Origin of the sequence: Thermotalea metallivorans (assembly GCF_001562415.1) — a bacterium.
Taxonomy (GTDB): Bacteria; Bacillota; Clostridia; order Peptostreptococcales; family Thermotaleaceae; genus Thermotalea; species Thermotalea metallivorans.
This window is the reverse complement of the sequence record NZ_LOEE01000012.1, coordinates 1-19,245: the sequence shown is the minus strand read 5'-3', so window position 1 is coordinate 19,245 and position 19,245 is coordinate 1. Positions and strand designations below refer to the sequence as shown.

Genomic DNA, 19,245 nt, shown 5'->3' with positions numbered 1-19,245 from the left:
TCTTTTGAAATTTTCAAACTTTCGGCATGTTTCTTCCGTAGAAGATTTCTTCCATTTCTTTCTTTAATTTCTTTTTGATTTTTTTCTTCTCTCCCGGCAAAAGATCTTTCTTGGTCACACCGAAAAGATAGTTGTCCAAATCAAATTCTTTCAGTATGCATTTGGTATGGAAGATATTTTCTTGGTATACATTGACGTCAATCATGTGATAACGATCCTTTGTATCACCAGATATATAATTTTGAATGGAATTGATCTTGTGGTCAATAAAGAATTTTTTGCCTGTCACATCCCGGGTAAAACCCCTCACGCGGTAATCAATGGTCATGATGTCGGCATCAAAGCTGTGAATGAGATAGTTTAAAGCCTTTAGAGGCGAAATGTGACCACAGGTTGAAACATCAATGTCAGCCCTAAAGGTGCTGATTCCATCATCGGGGTGATATTCAGGATACGTATGGACCGTAATATGGCTCTTATCCAAGTGTGCAACCACAGCATCTGGTAGAGGACCTGGCGATTCATTGTCGGAGGAGTGTTCACACTGCTCAGGATTCACAGGACCTTCACATACTAATATGGTAACACTTGCACCTTGAGGATCATAATCCTGTTTTGCAATATTGAGAATATTGGCACCAATGATATTGGATACATTGGTCAAGATCTTTGTAAGTCTTTCTGCATTATACTGTTCATCGATATAGGCTATATAAGCATTGCGGTCCTCAACAGTTTTCGTATAGCAGATGTCATACATATTAAAACTCAGAGTTTTGGTCAGGTTGTTAAAACCATGAAGTTTTAATTTTTTAATAGATTTAATTTCCATTTCTTCCTCCTTACAATGCTTTCTATCCTCGCATTTCTCTGTAAAAATGCTTGCGACTATTATTATAAACCTAGTATAAAAATATATCAAGGGGAAATGCGTGAATATGTACCTAGGTATTTTTTTCTTTTCCTTTTATACTATTATTTCATGGGTAGAATTTCTTTATGAAGTTCTACGGGAGAAAAGCAACCGAATTTTTTGGTTGACAGAAGGAGATGGCTACAGATAAATTGTTATCAACAGGATTTTGCATATATCCACATGATATTGTGGATAAATTTTATGCTATACTATATATAGCAAAGGATTTTTTATTTCTGCTTTGTCTACGCTGTAACTTCTGTACGGGGCTTATAATGAGATGTTTTGGTTGATAAGGATGGGGAGGATGGACAAGACGAAAGAAATGGATAGGATGGCAGCAAGGTAAAAGCAGAAAGAGGAAGGCCCTAGGGGGAAAATAGAAAAGATATAGAAAAAAATTCTAGTATGTGAAAAATTTTAAATCTTGCAATTTGATAAAGTATATGGTATATTAATATATGTTCCTTGATAGATAGCTTGAAAAATTCACGATGGAGAGATGTCCGAGTTGGCTAAGGGGCACGCCTGGAAAGCGTGTAAGGCCGTATTGGCCCCGCGGGTTCGAGTCCCGCTCTCTCCGCCACAAAAAAGTTTATAAAGTTTGCCGTGCTAGATGGGGAGGTAGCGGTGCCCTGTAACCTGCAACCCGCTGTAGCAGGATTGAATTCCTATCGGCGATCTGTTGTTGTAGAGTCTGCCCTGGCTAAGTGGCGAGGAGGACTGGGTCCTGCGCAACGGGAACTTATGAACCCCGTCAGGTCCGGAAGGAAGCAGCGGTAAGTAAGCCCTCTCGTGTGCCGCAGGGGTGCTTGGTCTGAGTTAACTGTCTAGGTACCGTCTGTAGCAACTTGTCAACGATAGGTGCACGGCTTTAATGTATTCAATAGAAACAGCATGCAAATACGGTTTGCATGTTTTTTTGTTTTGCAATGATCTACGGTTCCTGTTATTGACAGGGAAAGCCATAGGAAAAACCCTTAAATATTTTGTATTTTCAACATTTTCTGTAAATAATATGTTATAATTGTTATAAGCAACGCTATCATGGGAACCCATGAGCTGGGAGGAATACATGCATGTTTAAGAGGAACTTCAGGGTAAGGCTGATGGCAATTTTTTTGATTATTACGCTGATACCTTTATTATTTATGGGAATAGCCATGCACTACAGTTTGCACAGGTATCTTCTGGATTTATACAATCAAGATATTATCCATAGATTAAGTAATGAAATTGATACTGCCAATCAATGGTTTCAAGATAGAATTCAGATTTTGAAAATCATCCGGCAAGGGGTACAATTATTTGAAAATCAATCCATCCGTTTAGAACAGATGAATAAATATTTAGCGAAGCAAAGGGAAAATACCCCGGAATTTTTTAATATATTTTTTACTTTGGAAGATGGGACAAGCTCGGCTGCACTGGAAAGCAAACCGGGTATAGATTTTAGACAAAGGCCCTGGTATATACAGGCGAAAGAAAAGGGTGGCTTGGTCATATCAGAGCCTTATGATGATATCATTACAGGAGAAAAGGTGATTACTATTTCTCTTCCCATGTGGGATGCAGAAGGAAGATTGATGGGTGTCATTGGAGGGGATCTGGCGCTGGAATCGATAAGGGCCATCATCCGACAGATCAACATTGCGGGAAAGTCACAGCATTTTGTTTTCAGTGAGTACAACAAAATCCTATGGGCAGATGCCTCTGAAGAAAAACTCCTAGGTGCTGCCAGTACAGATTTAGAGAGATTAAGAAACAATCCAGGTACTTTTGCCTTTATCGATAGGGATGGGAAATCTATGATGGCAACCTATATGAAAATGCCTGCCACAGGTTGGCAGATTTTGATATATTCTGATACAGAGGACTACTATCTTTATGCGGACAAGATAAGGCATATATTTTATGGAATCGCCACAGTGGCAATTACGCTCATGCTGATCTCCGTATTTGTTGCGTCGAAACAAATTGCCCAACCTATGATAGAATTAAGGGATGCGGTCAGAGAGGTATCCTTAGGGAGGTTTGATATACATATCCAAAGGCAGTATCATGATGAAATTGGTGAAGTCGTGTCAGCCTTTAACCAGATGGCCGCTACCATCCGCAGGAATTATCAAAGCCTTACGGAGCAGGCACGGCGGCTGATGGAAGGGAATCGGCAATTGCAGGATATGAATATAGAATTGGAACTGTCTTATGAGCAGCTGCAGGACATGAATATGGAGCTAGAAGCATCCTATGAACAGCTCCAAGCTACCATGGAGCAGTTGAATTATTCTGAGCAGAAATATCGGCTGTTGATGGAGAATATTACGGATTTGGTATGGGTAATCAATGGGGAGGGTCGTATTACATATATTAATGATATTCTTGAAACTATGCTGGGTTATAAAACGGAGGAAGTGATGGGTCAGCCGATCCAGACGATTTTATGTCCCATGCACCGGTATGAGGGTTGTGAGGATATCATAGGGGAATTCCAAAAAAAGGATTTTAATCATTTGGACCTTTGGATGCTTGCAAAGGGGGGACAGAATCGCCTGATTATCGAAACCAGTACCAGAAAAATATACCAAGATGGGCGTTTTGTCGGCGTTCAGGGGATTGGCAGGGATGTTACGGAATATGTGAAGATGAAGCAGGAAATCATAAGAAAAAATAAGGAACTTACGGTCCTTAGCGAGCTTAGCTATTCTTTGACCAGTACAATTTCTAACATAAAAATTGATGTTCTGTTAAAAAATATTGTCAATAAAATTGTAGAACTGATGGATGATGTGGCCCTCTGCACCATCAGACTTCTAGAAAATGAAAAGGAACTGGTGTTAAAGGCCAGTGCAGGTTCCCTGGAACATTTGATTACAAGGGATGCCATTCATATTGACAGGGATGGCATGGGTATTGCTGTAAAGGAGAAAAGGCTTGTGATTTTAAATGATTTGGATGGGAAATATATTTCTCCCTATAATAAGCAAATATTAGATACTGGCAGGGTAAATCATGTGGTTCTTGTGCCATTGAAGATAGAAGAAAATGTAATTGGGGTTATGGCCGTTTCTAGTGAAACGAAGATTGAGGACAGTCATATTCATATTTTGAACTCTCTTTCCAACCATGCAGCTGTGGCAATTGAAAAAGCCCGGCTGTATGGGGAATTGAAACAGGCATATTTCAAAACTATCAAGGCTCTGGTTGTTGCTGTAGAGGCAAAGGATTCTTATACGCAGGGGCATTCAGTAAGAGTTTCCCAATATGCAAGTCTTATCGGAAAATATTTAAATTTAACAGAGAATAGTATTGATGCTATCCAAGTGGCTGGAATTCTTCATGACATCGGAAAAATCGGCATCAGTGAGGCCGTTTTGACGAAGCCGGGCCCGTTAAGTGAAGAAGAGTATAACCATATTATGCAGCATCCAACCATAGGTAGCAAAATTCTCGATCCCATCGGGCTCTCTAGAGAAATTATGGAGGCGGTATTGTTCCATCATAAGCGATATGATTTGGATGGATATCCGGGGGATGCTGAAATTGAAGCACTGCCTTTATATGCGGAGATTATTGGTGTGGCGGATGCTTTTGACGCCATGCTTTCCAGAAGATCCTATAGGAAGCCTATGTCGATTGAGGAAGGCATAGAGGAACTGAAAAGATGCAGTGGCACACAGTTTAGTCCAAAGATTGTAGAGATAATGGAAAAAATTTATAAGACCAATAGGAAGGCATTAAGGGATATCGCAAAAATGGAAACAGAAAGGGCAGTCATTTGAAGCTGCCTTTTATTATTTTGACAATCATTTCTGGTCAAAAAAGATTTTATTCTGTTATAATGGAAGTGGGTTACAGATACGAGAGAACGGGAATGAAGGTGAAGCATATGGCATATATGGCCTTATATAGAAAATGGAGACCAAGGATTTTTGAGGATGTGGTAGGCCAGGAGCACATTACCCAAACCCTGAAAAATCAAATCAAAAATAACAATATTGCCCATGCCTATTTGTTTTGTGGGACAAGGGGAACCGGAAAAACTTCTACTGCCAAGATATTTGCCAGAGCAGTCAACTGTATGACACCTATTGATTTAAACCCTTGCAATCAGTGTGAACTCTGCAAGGGCATTCAAAATGAAACCATGATGGATGTCATTGAGATGGATGCTGCTTCCAATAATGGTGTGGATGATATCAGGGAACTTCGGGAAAACGTGAAATATCCGCCTACTAAAGGAAGGTACAAGGTGTATATTATTGATGAGGTTCACATGTTGTCTACGGGAGCTTTTAATGCCCTGCTAAAGACTTTAGAGGAGCCGCCTCACTTTGTCATCTTTATCTTAGCTACAACGGAGCCCCACAAGATCCCTGCTACTATTCTCTCTCGATGCCAACGGTTTGATTTTAAACGGATCAAAGAAGGAGATATGGTGGAGACCATGGCGTCCATTTGCAAAGAGATGGGGGTTGCCGTAGAGGAAAGTGCTTTGAAACTGATTGCCAGAAATGCTGATGGTGCCATGCGGGACGCTTTGAGCCTTCTGGATCAATGCATTTCTTATACTCAAGGGAAAATTGGCTATGACGAAGTTATTGACGTATTGGGTACGGTAAATGATGCTTTTATTTTTGAGCTGGTGGATCATATTGCAGCCGGAGAATCTAAATCTGCCATGGCGTCTATTGAAAATCTTGTGGCAGCGGGAAAGGATATCCACCAGTTTATGAAGGATTTGATTACCCATTATAGGAATCTTATGATGACAAAGGTAGCTCAAAATCTTGAGGGAATTGTAAATCTTTCCAAGGAAAACATTGATCGTTTGAAATCACAGGGGAAAAAACTGGAAAACTCTTCTATCCTTCGGGCTATCCATATTCTATCCCAGACGGAGGTTGATATGAAATGGTCTACCCAGCCGCGTATTTTGCTGGAGGTTGCGGTCATTAAACTTTGCCAGCCCCTATATGATCAGTCAGTAGAAGGTCTGATGGAGCGCATCAGCGCCCTAGAGAAAAGTATTCTGTCGGGCAAGATAAAAATTAATTATGGAGAAGAAGGGAAGGAAAATCTGCCTATGGACAAAGGGCAGGAAGAGCCTAGGGCAGAACAACAAAAACCGAGAACCATAGAACAGGAGATGATTGTAAAACCTATCAATTTTCAAGCTTTAGAGCGGGCTTGGGATGCAATTTTGAAGGAGGTCAAGAAAAGAAAGATTTCTGTCTATGCAGTTTTGATGGAAGGAAAACCTGTAGGGGTGGAAAAAAGTTCTTTAATTGTAGCTTTCAAGGATGGTTACGGATTTCATAAGGAGGCAGCAGGAAACAGCCCCAATAAGGAATTGATTGAAGATGTTATGGAGGAGATCTTGGGGCAAAGGATAAGTTTGAAATGTGTCATGGAGGATGAGGTAGAAAAGCTTTCCGCTGCTTCCGGGGAGATATCTGCATCTCAAGAGGATGTAGAGGTGCAGAGGATCATTGAATTATTTGGGGCGGATCTAGTAGAGATAGTAGAGGAATAAAGAAAATTGAAAATAAAGGTTTATCCTTTGACCCTTGTATATGATATAATAGGGATAAATTGGATAAACTGTTAGCATGGAATATAAGAATGGAGGAGATAAAAATGGCAAAGGGTAAGTTTCCAGGAATTCCTGGGAATATGAATAATATGCTAAAGCAGGTTCAAAAGATGCAAAAGCAAATGGAAGAGCTGCAGGAAGAACTGTACCAAAAAGAGGTGGAAGCCAGTGCCGGTGGCGGTGCTGTTGAGGTAAAAGTGAACGGAAGGAAGGAAGTTTTATCCGTTACGATTAGACCCGAAGCAGTGGATCCTGATGATGTAGAAATGCTTCAGGATCTCATAGTAGCTGCTACCAATGAAGCCTTGAGAAAGGCCGATGAGATGATGACACGGGAGATGAGCAAAATCACAGGAGGAATGAATATTCCGGGATTATTCTAGCATATAGCCGGACCCAAGGGTTCGGCTCCTGTCATATCTATAGGAAATGTTTGTGAACGATGGAGGAGATTTTGATGAGTCATTATGCAGGACCTATTGCCAGATTGATCGAAGAATTCGCCAAGTTGCCGGGGATCGGCAGGAAGAGTGCACAGAGATTGGCCTTCCATGTTTTGAATATGAAGGAAACCGATGTGGAAAGTCTGTCGGAAGCTATTTTGGAGGCGAAAAGAGGAACAAAGTACTGTTCCGAATGCGCTAATATTACAGATATAGATCCCTGCAGTATCTGCAAAAATCAGCAACGGGATAAAGAAGTGATTTGCGTGGTGGAAGATCCGAGGGATGTGGCAGCCATGGAAAGGGTGCGGGAATTCAAGGGCGTTTATCATGTGCTTCACGGAGCCATATCCCCTATGGAAGGCATCGGGCCGGAGGATATTAAAATTCGCGAATTATTAATACGTCTTCAAAATGGCGAAGTGAAAGAAATCATATTGGCTACCAACCCTACAATTGAAGGGGAAGCAACGGCTATGTATATATCCAAACTGGTAAAGCCTATGGGAATTAAAGTGACAAGAATCGCCCATGGCATTCCCGTGGGGGGGGACCTGGAATATGCTGATGAAGTTACCTTATCGAAGGCTTTGGAGGGAAGAAGGGAATTATAGATGAAAAAAAGTGTTTGTATTACCCAAATAAACTTATATCATTTTGCAAATTCAACGCTAAAGTTGTATCAAAGGACATGGTTTTAAGGAGGCGACAGCCTTTCTTTCTACCATGTTTTTTATTTCTTAATCCTTATTCCGTGCATCTTGGCTCTGTTCGTATAGCCTTGTAAAATCAATAGATTGAAAGACTAAATGGAAAACAGAATGGAAAAGAAAAATGGATAAAAACCACTCTTAAACCTTATTCCTTAAACCTTAATTCTGAAACAACTTTATTTGCGTTTCAGTAGGATTAAGGCCTAAGATTTAAGGGAAAAGTGAATGAAATTGAGAATGGATGAGAATATGGATAAAAATGGGGATTGGCTTGAGTAGGGGCTTGTGGGGAGAATTTTGATAAATTTTTATTTGCAGGGTGAAAAAGGTTTATTTGATGTATACATAGATAGAATCTAGTTCTAAGGGGAAAGTTTTAAGAAAAAAACAGAAAAGAAATTAAGAAGTTAAAAGGTTGTATCAAATTGAAAATAAACTTGTATCACTGCTAAAACATTAAAAACGACACAAAGAGTACCATGTCTTGATAATACAGGAGTTGAGTAGTATGATTCCGATTAAGATAATGGAAAAAATAGTATTTTTAGGATAGAACATTATTTGCATAATGATAAAACATGGCCTTTTTTCTGTTTCTAAAAATTGCTTAAAGTTAAAACTTCTAAAAACAGTGGGAAGGAATAGTTTTATCAAAAAGAAAATAAGAAAAATCAATTATTAAATTACAAATAAATGTAAATTCTTATATTGACATTTATAATTAAGTATAATACTATTTAATTAAGTAAATACTTAATTAAAGCAAAGGAGTAAACAATGGAACAAATCGTACAGATATTTAAGGCACTAGGTGATGAAACGAGACTAAAAATATTAATAATCCTTTCCAGAAGAAGGATATGTGCTAAAGGAATTGCAAAACATTTAGATATTTCTGAAGCAGCAGTATCACAGCATATAAAGGTTTTAAAAGAAGCAGGAATTATTGTGGGAGAGAAAGTAGGCTATTATGTACATTACGATTTACAGGAACCAATGCTCTTGGAAATAGTAAAATTTATCGAACAAATGAATAATGATTATACAATGAGCAATTGCAAGTTTGGCATACATATGCCTGATGAATGTAGAGCGTCATGTAAAGCAAATAAAAATAAATGTTGTCAAAGAAATGGTAATTAAAAATTGAAAGGAGAAAAAATATGAAAGTGTGTATTCCTGTGCAAGAAAACAAGGGGTTAGAGAGTATCGCTTATAATCACTTTGGATCGGCTCCATTTTTCCTGATCTATGATTTAGAAAGTGAACAGATAAAGGTGATTGAAAATGAAGATCTACACCATGCCCATGGGATGTGTCAACCACTCAAGGCACTTGGAGGAGAAATGGTTGATGCTATCTTAGTTGGTGGAATTGGTGCTGGTGCATTGATGAAACTAAGTAATCAAGGAATTAAAGCATATAGAGTCGCTAATGAAACGGTCTTAAAGAATATAGAACGATTAAAAAGAAATGAACTAGCGGAGTTTTCAATGAATAATAGTTGTGATCATCATGATTGTGGTCATTAAGTAAATATTTGAGATCAAGGCATCTGCCTAAGGGTAGATGTCTTTTTAAAGATATCATTAGAGAAATAAGAGAAGGAGTTGAACTATGAGTAGTTACATAATGTATATATTGGTTATTATACTTTTATGTATTTCCTATTTTAAAGATAAGAAAAAGACAAAAATGGCTTTGAAAAAGGCTTGGAAGTCATTTGAAAATATTCTACCACAATTCATAGGAGTAATTATACTCGTTGGTATATTACTTTCAATATTCAATGCTGAATTAATATCAAAAATAATAGGTAAAGAATCAGGATGGTTAGGTGTAATTTTTTCTGCTATTGTAGGAGCAATTACATTGATTCCCGGATTTGTAGCATTTCCTACTGCAGCAATGTTGTTAAATAACGGTGCAGGATATATGCAAATAGGAGCATTTGTATCCACATTAATGATGGTAGGTGTTGTTACGGCTCCTGTTGAGATGAAGTATTTCGGTAAACGGCTTACGATTATGAGAAATGTTTTATCATTTTTGTTTTCTTTTGTTGTGGCATATATCATTGGAAAGGTGGTTGGTGGAATATGACTCTATTAAAGAAGTATAGGTTCTCTCTAATGACTGTAGTTATTTTGACGATTCTATTTTTAATCAATAGAGAAATGGGAATAAGAGCAATCCGTGTTACGGGTTATAGTTTTGAAGAAATGATTTCAGTCATACCACCAGTTTTTATTCTTTTAGGACTATTAGATGTGTGGGTTCCAAAAGAAACAATGATGAAATATATGGGTGAGACATCAGGAGTAAAAGGAATTGTTTTATCCATCATATTAGGTTCAGCAGCAGCGGGACCACTGTATGGTGCCTTTCCTATAGCAGCCGTATTTATGAAAAAGGGCGTTAAATTTAGTAATGTATTAATCTTTATAGGAGCATGGTCTACTACTAAAATACCTATGTTTTTATTTGAACTATCTTCCTTAGGAACAAGATTTGCTATAACAAGATTGCTTGTAGATATTCCGGGAATTATCCTAATCTCATATATACTATGTTCTCTTGTGAACAGAGCAGAAGTAAGAAGGATTTATGAGAATGCTGAATCAATGTAGTGGATTGGATTTACTACTAACATCATACAAACAAGACGGATGTATATAAATATTTCAGACCGCATTAAAACTATTGAAAGAAAATGAGAACTGGTTTCTAATACCGGTTCTTTTTTTATGACACATAGGAAATTATGTACTTTCATAAATTGTGGATAAGTCATAATTTCCGTCATGTATTTCAACAAAGGCTTCCCTTAAATCTAAATCTTCCAACGGAAGACTTTGTTCTAACCTCTGTCACATGATTTAGAGAGAATGTGTTCTGAATTCTTTTGCCATTCCATAAAATTTAATAATTACTTGAACCAAAAAGGGTTTATGTTATGTATCGAAAAGAAAAAGAGAGAAAGGAGCATTTTAAAAAGAATCAACAAGATTAATACAAAAACAAAATTTAAACTCTATGAATTCCTTACTCACATTCCTCTCATATAATGATAGTAGGCAGGAGAATGAGTCCATAAGAGGAAAGGACGGTGAAGACCCCGATTTTTATGGCGGGGGCTCTATGCATAAGATGTTTGTACTGGATACTAGCGTTTTGCTTCATGAACCTAGGAGTGTTTATGCCTTTGGGGACAATGATGTGGTGATTCCTGCGGTAGTGATAGAAGAAATTGACGGAAAAAAAAGTTATCAAGATATAGTGGGGAGAAATGCCAGAGAAGTTGCAAGAGAACTTGATAAATTAAGAGAGCTTGGAAGTTTGTGTGAAGGAGTGGAATTGCCCAACGGGGGCAGACTTCGCGTAGAGGTTAATCATAAAAGCTTAAATGGGTTTCAGGAATATTTTCATGAGACAAATAATGATAACAGAATTTTGGCAGTAGCACTAAATCTTCACAGGGAAGAAAAAGAGAAGGAGTCAAAAAAGCAGGTAATCCTTGTGAGTAAAGATGCTATTATGCGGATTAAGGCGGATAGTCTAAATATTTTATCCCAAGACTATTTATACGATAAGATTGAACATGCGGAAGAAGAATATCAAGGAATTTTAAATGTTACAGTAGATTCGGAGGTAATAGATAAAGTATATCAATTGGGTGTTGTGAGGGATGATGAGTTAAAGGAAGTCAAAGAATACTATGATGTATACCCTAATCAATTTGTGGTTTTAAAAGACAGTTATGGCAGTTCTAAATCGGCCATTTTGCGATATGATGCAGTGATGAAAAAATTTCATCCTTTGCACAGAGGAGAAGAGTCTTATTGGGGAATCAAGGGGAAAAATGCAGAGCAGAGAATGGCGTTGGAGTTGTTGCTAGATGATAATATTAAACTGGTCACATTAACAGGAAAGGCTGGTACCGGCAAAACATTACTTTCTTTAGCAGCAGGACTAGTCAAGGTTCAGGATGAGCGTATTTATCAAAAACTCTTAATTACGAAACCGGTTGTACCTGTTGGCCGGGATATAGGATTTTTGCCGGGGGATAAAGATGAAAAACTTAGACCCTGGGTACAGCCCATTTATGATAATTTGGAATTTTTGCTGGATGCGAAGCATATTAGCGATATAAAAAATACCCTCATCGGACTTAAAAATATAGAAATTGAAGCCATGACGTATATTCGAGGAAGGAGTATCCCAAATCAGTTTATTATCATCGATGAAGCCCAGAATTTAACAAAGCATGAGGTGAAAACAATTGTAACCAGAGTTGGGGAAGGTAGTAAGATTGTGATGATGGGAGATACGGAGCAAATAGATCATCCTTATTTAGATTCTCAGTGTAATGGATTAACCTATATTATCAACAAATTTAAAGATATAAATATTGCTGGCCATATTACCCTGAAAAAAGTAGAACGTTCCGTAGTGGCACAGTTGGCCGCAGAGTTGCTATAGGTTTTATTTTTAAAGGGAAAGGAGGATTCTTTGTAGGCTGTTAGCAGCCCTATGCAAGATGATATGATTACATGCCCAGTACGAGTGTACCGGGCTTTTTGCTTGGGAAATGCCTAAAAGGATGAAAAAGAGATTATATCTCTCCGTTCCTTAAAGATAATTTTGCATTTTATACATGTATAAGGAATCCAAAATATGGTGAAGCTATAAATACAAAGTATGGTTGAGGGGGTTAACATATGAATGGACTCACACACTTTATAAAAAGAAATGACAAGACGGAAACTGGATTTATGGATATGTTAAGCAACTTTTATGCACGGGTAATTCATGGGGAAGATACCCGTTCGGAAGACGATAAGATGTTGGATACAATAAGACAGGCCCATGATGAATGGAAAAATGCGGAAGCATATTTTCAATCCGTAACAGATCCAGATTTGATCGACTATGCCATCTACCGAGTAGAGGCTGCCAAGACAAGATATACCTATTTGATGAAGCTTGCAAGGGAAATGGGTGTAAGGGGAAACTTTCAATAAAAATATGCAGGTATAATATATTTTATTTCATCGCAAACAGGCCTAGGAATTGAATAGAAAATCTAAGGGCCTGTTTTGTTGCTTTTGGATAGAAAACAAAATAGTTATATTCTTGGTACAAAGCCTATATAATTACTATAGAGATGGATAGAATAAGATGGGGTTGGGAGTGACCGTGTATGGGAATGGGAATTGAACTGAATATCATTTTGGCTTATGCTTTTGGATTAATTCTTTTGTATATTGCCGGATATATCTTGCTGGTACCAATAAAAATTATTATCAAGCTGGTTTATAATGCCATCATTGGGGGGATTTTGTTATTCCTGTTGAATTTGGTTGGGAGCTTTTTTAATGTAGGAATTGCTGTGAATCCCATTACGGCTTTAATAGCAGGTTTTCTGGGTGTACCTGGGGTTATTCTGATGCTCGTTGTGCAATATTTTCTATAGCTGTATGAAAAATGAAATTCTATGGAAGTAAAAAATGAGATCAGGTGATGTTCCATATGGCTGCTACAAAAATGCCAAAGGACATAACCTGATTTTTGTTTGCATGTTTGTATACCGGATAAGGTTGACACCTATTTTACCATCTGTTATACTAAGTTTTGAGAACTGTAACAATATAGTATACCCAAGAAATGTGCAGTATATACATACTGTTACAGTGGATGTGTCCATCTGTATTAATACAGATGGACATTTAGGGGACTGTACTACAACAGGTCTCTATAAATAATTGTAAGGGGTTTCAATATGTTGTCCACATATTGAAAATGTTTTCCCTTGAAAAAGAGTCGTTAGACATTAGACAAAGGGAATGAAATGACGGAAATTTTGTATGCTTTCATATTGAAGACAAAACAAATTTATTTTTTATTTAAAAAGGAGGATACAAAATGGCAAAGAAAATGAAAACCATGGATGGCAACACCGCTGCCGCATATGTCTCTTATGCCTTTACGGATGTAGCAGCAATCTATCCAATCACGCCATCATCCAACATGGCAGAATTTGTTGACGAGTGGGCTGCCCATGGAAAGAAAAACATTTTTGGACAGGAAGTACAGGTTACTGAAATGCAATCCGAAGCAGGAGCAGCAGGGGCAGTACATGGCTCATTGGCAGCAGGCGCATTGACAACTACATTTACTGCATCTCAGGGATTACTTTTAATGATTCCAAATATGTATAAAATCGCCGGAGAATTATTGCCTGGAGTATTCCATGTAAGTGCTCGTGCGGTGGCAGGACATGCTCTTTCCATCTTTGGTGACCATTCTGACGTAATGGCCGCAAGACAAACAGGGTTTGCATTGCTTGCATCAGGAAGTGTGCAAGAGGTTATGGATTTAGGCGGCGTTGCCCATCTAAGTGCCATTAAGTCAAGGGTGCCTTTCTTACACTTCTTTGACGGATTCAGAACTTCTCATGAAGTTCAAAAAATAGAAGTAATTGCGTATGAAGATTTTGCGAAACTGGTAGATTATGAAGCATTACAAGCTTTTAGAGATAACTCATTGAGTCCAAATCACCCTGTAACAAGGGGTACAGCACAAAATCCGGATATTTTCTTCCAAGCAAAGGAAGCTGCCAATCGATTCTACGAGGCTGTGCCGGATATAGTTGCAGATTATATGGCAGAAATCACCAAATTAACAGGCAGAGAGTACAAGCCCTTTAATTATGTAGGAGCTCCGGATGCTGAACATATCATTGTTGCAATGGGTTCTGTAATTGAAACAGCGGAAGAGGTAGTAGATTATCTGGTGGCAAGAGGAGAAAAGGTAGGGCTAATAAAAGTTCGTCTCTACAGGCCATTTTCTGCGAAATACTTCTTTGATGTATTGCCAAAAACAGTGAAAAGAATTGCTGTCCTAGATAGATGTAAGGAGCCCGGTGCATTGGGCGAGCCATTATATCAAGACGTGCGAACACTATTCTACAACATGGAGAATGCACCCCTTATCGTAGGCGGACGTTATGGATTAGGATCAAAAGATACTACGCCGCCACAAATTAAAGCTGTGTTTGACAACCTAAAGGCTGACAAGCCAAAGAATGGTTTTACAATCGGTATCGTAGACGATGTAACACATACATCTCTGGAAATCAAAGAAACTGTAAAAACTGGTCCTGCCGGTGTAACAAGATGCAAATTCTGGGGATTGGGTTCTGACGGTACAGTTGGTGCAAACAAAGATGCGATTAAGATCATTGGAGATAATACGGATCTTTATGCTCAAGGATATTTTTCCTATGATTCCAAAAAATCCGGAGGTGTAACAATTTCCCACTTAAGATTTGGCAAACAGCCAATTAAATCAACATATCTGATTGATGAGGCAGATTTTATCTCTTGTTCAAATCAAGCATATGTAAATCAATATGACCTGTTAAAAGGATTAAAAGAAGGCGGTACTTTCTTATTAAACTGCAAGTGGACACCTGAAGAATTAGATGAAAAATTACCGGCAAGCATGAAGAAATATATTGCTGAAAAGAATATTCAATTCTACACGATCAATGCAACAGATATTGCTGCGGAAATTGGCCTAGGCCATAGAATTAATATGATCATGCAGTCGGCATTCTTTAAATTGGCAGGCGTTATTCCTCTGGATGATGCAGTGAAATATTTAAAGGATGCTATCGTGAAGAGCTACGGCAAAAAGGGTGAGATTATTGTTAGAATGAACCATGAAGCCGTTGATCGTGGTATTGATGCACTAGTGAAAATTGATGTGCCGGTCTCTTGGTCAAATGTAGTGGAAGATGAAGCGGCTGCAACCGTTGAAGTGCCTGATTTCATTAAGAATGTATTGATTCCAATGAACAGACAAGAAGGGGATTCGTTGCCTGTAAGTACTTTCGTTGGAAGAGAAGACGGGCATTTCCCCATGGGAACTTCTGCTTACGAAAAACGTGGCATTGCGGTGAATGTGCCAGAATGGCAAATGGACAAGTGTATCCAATGCAACCAATGTTCATTTGTCTGTCCTCATGCTGCAATTAGACCAATTTTAGTAAACGAGGAAGAAATGAAAAATGCTCCAGAAAGCTTCAAGACACTAAAGGCCATGGGCAAAGGTTTTGAAGGATTAGGATATCGTATGCAGGTGAGTGCATTAGACTGTACAGGATGCGGAAACTGCGCAGATATTTGTCCTTCTAAAGAAAAGGCATTGATTATGAAGCCTATTGAAACACAGGTAGATGTTGAGGTTCCAAATTGGAATTTCGCCATGACTGTGAAAGTAAAAGATGATCTGATGCCGTTAAATACAATCAAAGGTAGCCAGTTTGCACAACCACTTCTCGAGTTTTCGGGAGCATGCGCAGGCTGTGGGGAGACACCATATGCGAAGGTAATTACTCAGCTGTTTGGAGACAGAATGATGATTGCCAACGCCACTGGATGTTCATCTATTTGGGGAGCTTCAGCGCCTGCAACACCTTACTGCAAAAATCAAGAAGGCAAAGGCCCTGCTTGGGCAAACTCGTTGTTCGAAGATAATGCTGAATACGGATATGGTATGGCTCTTGCTGTGAAGCAAATGAGAAACAGATTAACCGATCTAATGAATGAGCTAGTGACATTGGATATTCCTGCCAATGCCAAGGAAGCCTTCCATGCATGGCTAGCTGGAAAAGACGATGCAGATGCGTCTAAGGCAGCTACTGCGAAGATTCTGCCCATCCTTGAAGCAAACGACATTAAGGATGCTAGGGCAAAAGAAATCCTTGCAGAAATCAATGAGAAGAAGGATTACCTCATCAAGAGATCTATTTGGATCATTGGCGGAGATGGTTGGGCACTAGATATTGGTTATGGCGGACTTGACCATGTATTGGCCTCCGGTGAAAATGTAAATATACTTGTATTTGATACAGAAGTTTACTCCAATACAGGCGGTCAATCTTCAAAATCTACACCGACAGCAGCTGTTGCCAAGTTTGCAGCATCAGGTAAGAAAATGAAGAAAAAAGATCTTGGTATGATTGCTGCAACTTACGGCTATGTATACGTGGCGCAGGTGGCAATGGGCGCAGATAAAAACCAATTCTTAAAGGCCATCATTGAAGCTGAGAAATATGACGGACCATCTCTAATTATTGCTTATGCTCCGTGTATTGCTCACGGTATTAAGGAAGGCATGGGACGTACCCAAGCGAATTCGAAGCAAGCTGTTGAAGCAGGATATTGGCATTTATATCGATATAACCCGATGTTGAAGGCAGAGGGCAAGAATCCCTTCATTTTGGATTCAAAAGAGCCGACAGCAAGCTTCCAAGACTTCTTAAAAGGGCAAGTAAGATATACAACACTTATGAATCAATTCCCGGAAATTGCACAAGAGTTGTTTGAGAAGGCTGAAAGAGAAGCAAAAGAGAAATATGAAACTTATAAGAAAATGGCGCAAATGTAAAATAAAATAGGATTAAAAAGCGGGTGAAGAGTAGTTACCCGCTTTTTAATTTTTCCAAATACAATCAAAAATATTTGAAAAATTCTCAATAATCTGATTTAATATTAGTATAGGCAAAATAACAAGGAAAACAAAAGGGGGAATTACCAATATGACGAGGCCTATACTAAATGTAGTAGAAAGGGAAGAGACAGGGAAAAATTCATTGAAAAGCTTTAGAAATAAAGGATTCGTTCCCGGTGTGATTTATGGGCACAACAAAGATAATAAAAATGTTGGTTTCAACAAAAGGGAACTGGACAGAATCCTTGCTCATTATGGCGTGGGATCAAGTGTAGAATTAAAAATAGGGGATAAAATAAAACCTGCCCTGATAAAAGATATCCATCGACATATTATAAAGCAGCATGTATTGCATATGGATCTACAGGAATTAGACTACAATGAAAAAGTGAGAGTAAAAATACCGGTTCATTTGGTCAACAAGCAGGCCGTTGAATCCAGTGTCTCTGTGGTGCAGCAGCAAATAGGAGAATTGGAAATCCAAGCTTATCCCCAGTACCTGCCTCAAGCGATAGAGGTGGATGTATCGCATATGAAGTTTGGAGAACCTATGAAGGTACGGGAACTACCGATTTGTCAAGACGAACACATCCAAGTTCTTCATGATGGAGAAGATATTGTGGCTTTGATTACTACGGCATCTAAAGTTGAAGTAGCGGTGGCTACGGAAACTGAAGAAGATCGATTGAGAAGACTGTATTAGACAAATTTCAAGGGGCATAGGGCAATCTATGCCTCTTCTTTATAACACATGAGGAAATTATGTACTTTCACAAATTGTGGATATGTCATAATTACCGTCATGTGCTTTAAAAAAGCCTTTCTTTAATTTTCTAACGGGAGACTTTGTTATTTTACTATCCCTCCTACTTTTTTATCCTAAAAACTTATAGGATTTCTGTGTATTAGAAAAAATAAATTGGAGATAATGACTACTAGATTTGATCACAGGAGGGATTTGTATGTTTAAATCAAGTATGCGTGCAGATGTGAGAAATGAAATTGGTTCCAATGCTTGTCATAGAGTCAGAAGTCATGGGCATATACCAGGTGTTGTTTATGGACATCATGTGGATACAAGGGCAGTGGAAGTAGATAGAAAGGAAATGGATACAATATTGAGGAAATATGGCACAAATATATTTTTGCACTTGGATTTGGCAGGGGAAACATCTACTGTATTGATCAAAGAAATACAAAGGCACCCGATTACCCATGAAATTATTCATGTAGACTTCCAAGAGATATCCTACGAAGAACCAATTCATACAACGGTACCTATTATTTTAAGGGGTAGAGAGAAGGTGGAATCGAAAAACAATGTTGTGCAACAGCAGCTTAGAGAATTGCATATTTCCTGTTTACCTCAATATGTTCCTGACAGTATTGAATTAGACATTTCTATGCTTACACCAAACCATCCGCTACGTATTGCTGACGTGGAGTTTGGTCAAGAGTTCACCATACTTAATGAACCCAAAGAAGTGATTGCATCTCTTGCAAGGGCAGAACAAATGATTGATGATCCAGGTGAAGAAGAAAATCTCTTTGATAAAGTGACAGGGGCCACAGCAAAAATAAAGTAAGATGGGCAAGCTTAATGCTTGCTTATTTTGCTATTAATATAATAGATTGCTTACCATAAATTAGAATAAGTTTAAGGGTTGATATAATGCATTGTGTATGGTATACTGAATTTTTCCGCTTTTTCGTTTATAAGAAAACTACATTGAAAAAAAGACGGGCCCTTGAAAAAAGCAGTACTATAAAATGTAGCTTTAAAGGATATGTGAGTTTTAGAAAGGGGTAACGGACAAAGCCTAGCGAAAATTACCAGTTGATTTTGCATAAAAAACATAGTAATATATTTTCTGTTGTTGTCTCGAGAGACAATGTAAAAAATACCAACAAAAAAGTGATTGACATGATGCTAAAAAAGTGGTATAGTATTAAGAGTCGGCGGTCAACGCTGACGACAGAATTGGTCTTTGAAAACTACACAGTGTAAGAGGAAAGCCAGCAAGCAAAGAGAAGGAAGAATTTGATTTGAGAGTTTGA

At 38.3% G+C, this 19,245-nt stretch carries 15 protein-coding genes, 1 tRNA gene and 1 other RNA gene; 16 read left to right on the top strand and 1 reads right to left on the bottom strand.

Annotated features, from left to right (window positions below):
* Window positions 1-13: 13 nt before the first annotated feature.
* Entirely contained in the window at window positions 14-832 is an 819-nt protein-coding gene (speD, locus tag AN619_RS02005) for an adenosylmethionine decarboxylase (RefSeq protein WP_068554589.1), read from the bottom strand.
* Between the two features lie 580 nt (window positions 833-1,412).
* On the opposite strand from speD, the gene AN619_RS02000 reads away from it, so the two are divergent.
* From AN619_RS02000 to AN619_RS01925, 16 genes are all read left to right on the top strand, one after another.
* Window positions 1,413-1,502 (top strand) — tRNA-Ser (locus tag AN619_RS02000).
* A 21-nt stretch (window positions 1,503-1,523) separates the two neighbouring features.
* Window positions 1,524-1,788, top strand: an RNA gene (gene ffs / locus AN619_RS01995) — signal recognition particle sRNA large type.
* A gap of 207 nt (window positions 1,789-1,995) precedes the next feature.
* The gene (locus AN619_RS01990; protein ID WP_068554587.1) at window positions 1,996-4,698 is read left to right on the top strand and encodes an HD domain-containing phosphohydrolase; all 2,703 of its coding nucleotides are present in this window, start codon (window positions 1,996-1,998) and stop codon (window positions 4,696-4,698) included.
* A gap of 92 nt (window positions 4,699-4,790) precedes the next feature.
* On the top strand, window positions 4,791-6,452 hold the full coding sequence (gene dnaX, locus AN619_RS01985) for a DNA polymerase III subunit gamma/tau (RefSeq protein ID WP_242867276.1): 1,662 nt from the start codon (window positions 4,791-4,793) through the stop codon (window positions 6,450-6,452).
* Window positions 6,453-6,556: 104 nt separating this feature from the next.
* Window positions 6,557-6,895, top strand: a complete 339-nt coding sequence (locus AN619_RS01980) for a YbaB/EbfC family nucleoid-associated protein (RefSeq protein ID WP_068554585.1) — start codon at window positions 6,557-6,559, stop codon at window positions 6,893-6,895.
* A 74-nt stretch (window positions 6,896-6,969) separates the two neighbouring features.
* Window positions 6,970-7,569, top strand: coding sequence for a recombination mediator RecR (gene recR / locus AN619_RS01975; protein ID WP_068554583.1), 600 nt, complete (start codon window positions 6,970-6,972; stop codon window positions 7,567-7,569).
* An 876-nt stretch (window positions 7,570-8,445) separates the two neighbouring features.
* Window positions 8,446-8,811: an ArsR/SmtB family transcription factor gene (locus AN619_RS01970; protein WP_068554582.1), complete on the top strand. Its 366-nt coding sequence runs from the start codon at window positions 8,446-8,448 to the stop codon at window positions 8,809-8,811.
* 20 nt (window positions 8,812-8,831) lie between these two features.
* Window positions 8,832-9,200, top strand: a complete 369-nt coding sequence (locus AN619_RS01965) for a NifB/NifX family molybdenum-iron cluster-binding protein (RefSeq protein ID WP_068554581.1) — start codon at window positions 8,832-8,834, stop codon at window positions 9,198-9,200.
* A gap of 85 nt (window positions 9,201-9,285) precedes the next feature.
* Window positions 9,286-9,771, top strand: coding sequence for a permease (locus AN619_RS01960; protein WP_068554579.1), 486 nt, complete (start codon window positions 9,286-9,288; stop codon window positions 9,769-9,771).
* A complete protein-coding gene (locus AN619_RS01955) occupies window positions 9,768-10,298 on the top strand; it encodes a permease (protein ID WP_068554577.1) in 531 nt (176 codons plus the stop codon). Before AN619_RS01960 ends, AN619_RS01955 begins: the two co-directional genes overlap by 4 nt.
* Window positions 10,299-10,809: 511 nt before the next feature.
* Window positions 10,810-12,150, top strand: coding sequence for a PhoH family protein (locus AN619_RS01950; protein WP_068554576.1), 1,341 nt, complete (start codon window positions 10,810-10,812; stop codon window positions 12,148-12,150).
* 239 nt (window positions 12,151-12,389) lie between these two features.
* Entirely contained in the window at window positions 12,390-12,692 is a 303-nt protein-coding gene (locus tag AN619_RS01945; RefSeq protein ID WP_157064876.1) for a YaaL family protein, read from the top strand.
* Between the two features lie 179 nt (window positions 12,693-12,871).
* On the top strand, window positions 12,872-13,144 hold the full coding sequence (locus AN619_RS01940) for a pro-sigmaK processing inhibitor BofA family protein (protein ID WP_068554574.1): 273 nt from the start codon (window positions 12,872-12,874) through the stop codon (window positions 13,142-13,144).
* A gap of 449 nt (window positions 13,145-13,593) precedes the next feature.
* Window positions 13,594-17,124 (top strand): pyruvate:ferredoxin (flavodoxin) oxidoreductase, encoded by a 3,531-nt coding sequence (gene nifJ / locus AN619_RS01935; RefSeq protein ID WP_068554572.1) that lies wholly within the window; start codon window positions 13,594-13,596, stop codon window positions 17,122-17,124.
* Window positions 17,125-17,275: 151 nt separating this feature from the next.
* Window positions 17,276-17,890, top strand: coding sequence for a 50S ribosomal protein L25 (locus tag AN619_RS01930; RefSeq protein WP_068554569.1), 615 nt, complete (start codon window positions 17,276-17,278; stop codon window positions 17,888-17,890).
* A 259-nt stretch (window positions 17,891-18,149) separates the two neighbouring features.
* Window positions 18,150-18,773, top strand: coding sequence for a 50S ribosomal protein L25 (locus AN619_RS01925; RefSeq protein WP_068554567.1), 624 nt, complete (start codon window positions 18,150-18,152; stop codon window positions 18,771-18,773).
* Window positions 18,774-19,245: the final 472 nt, after the last annotated feature.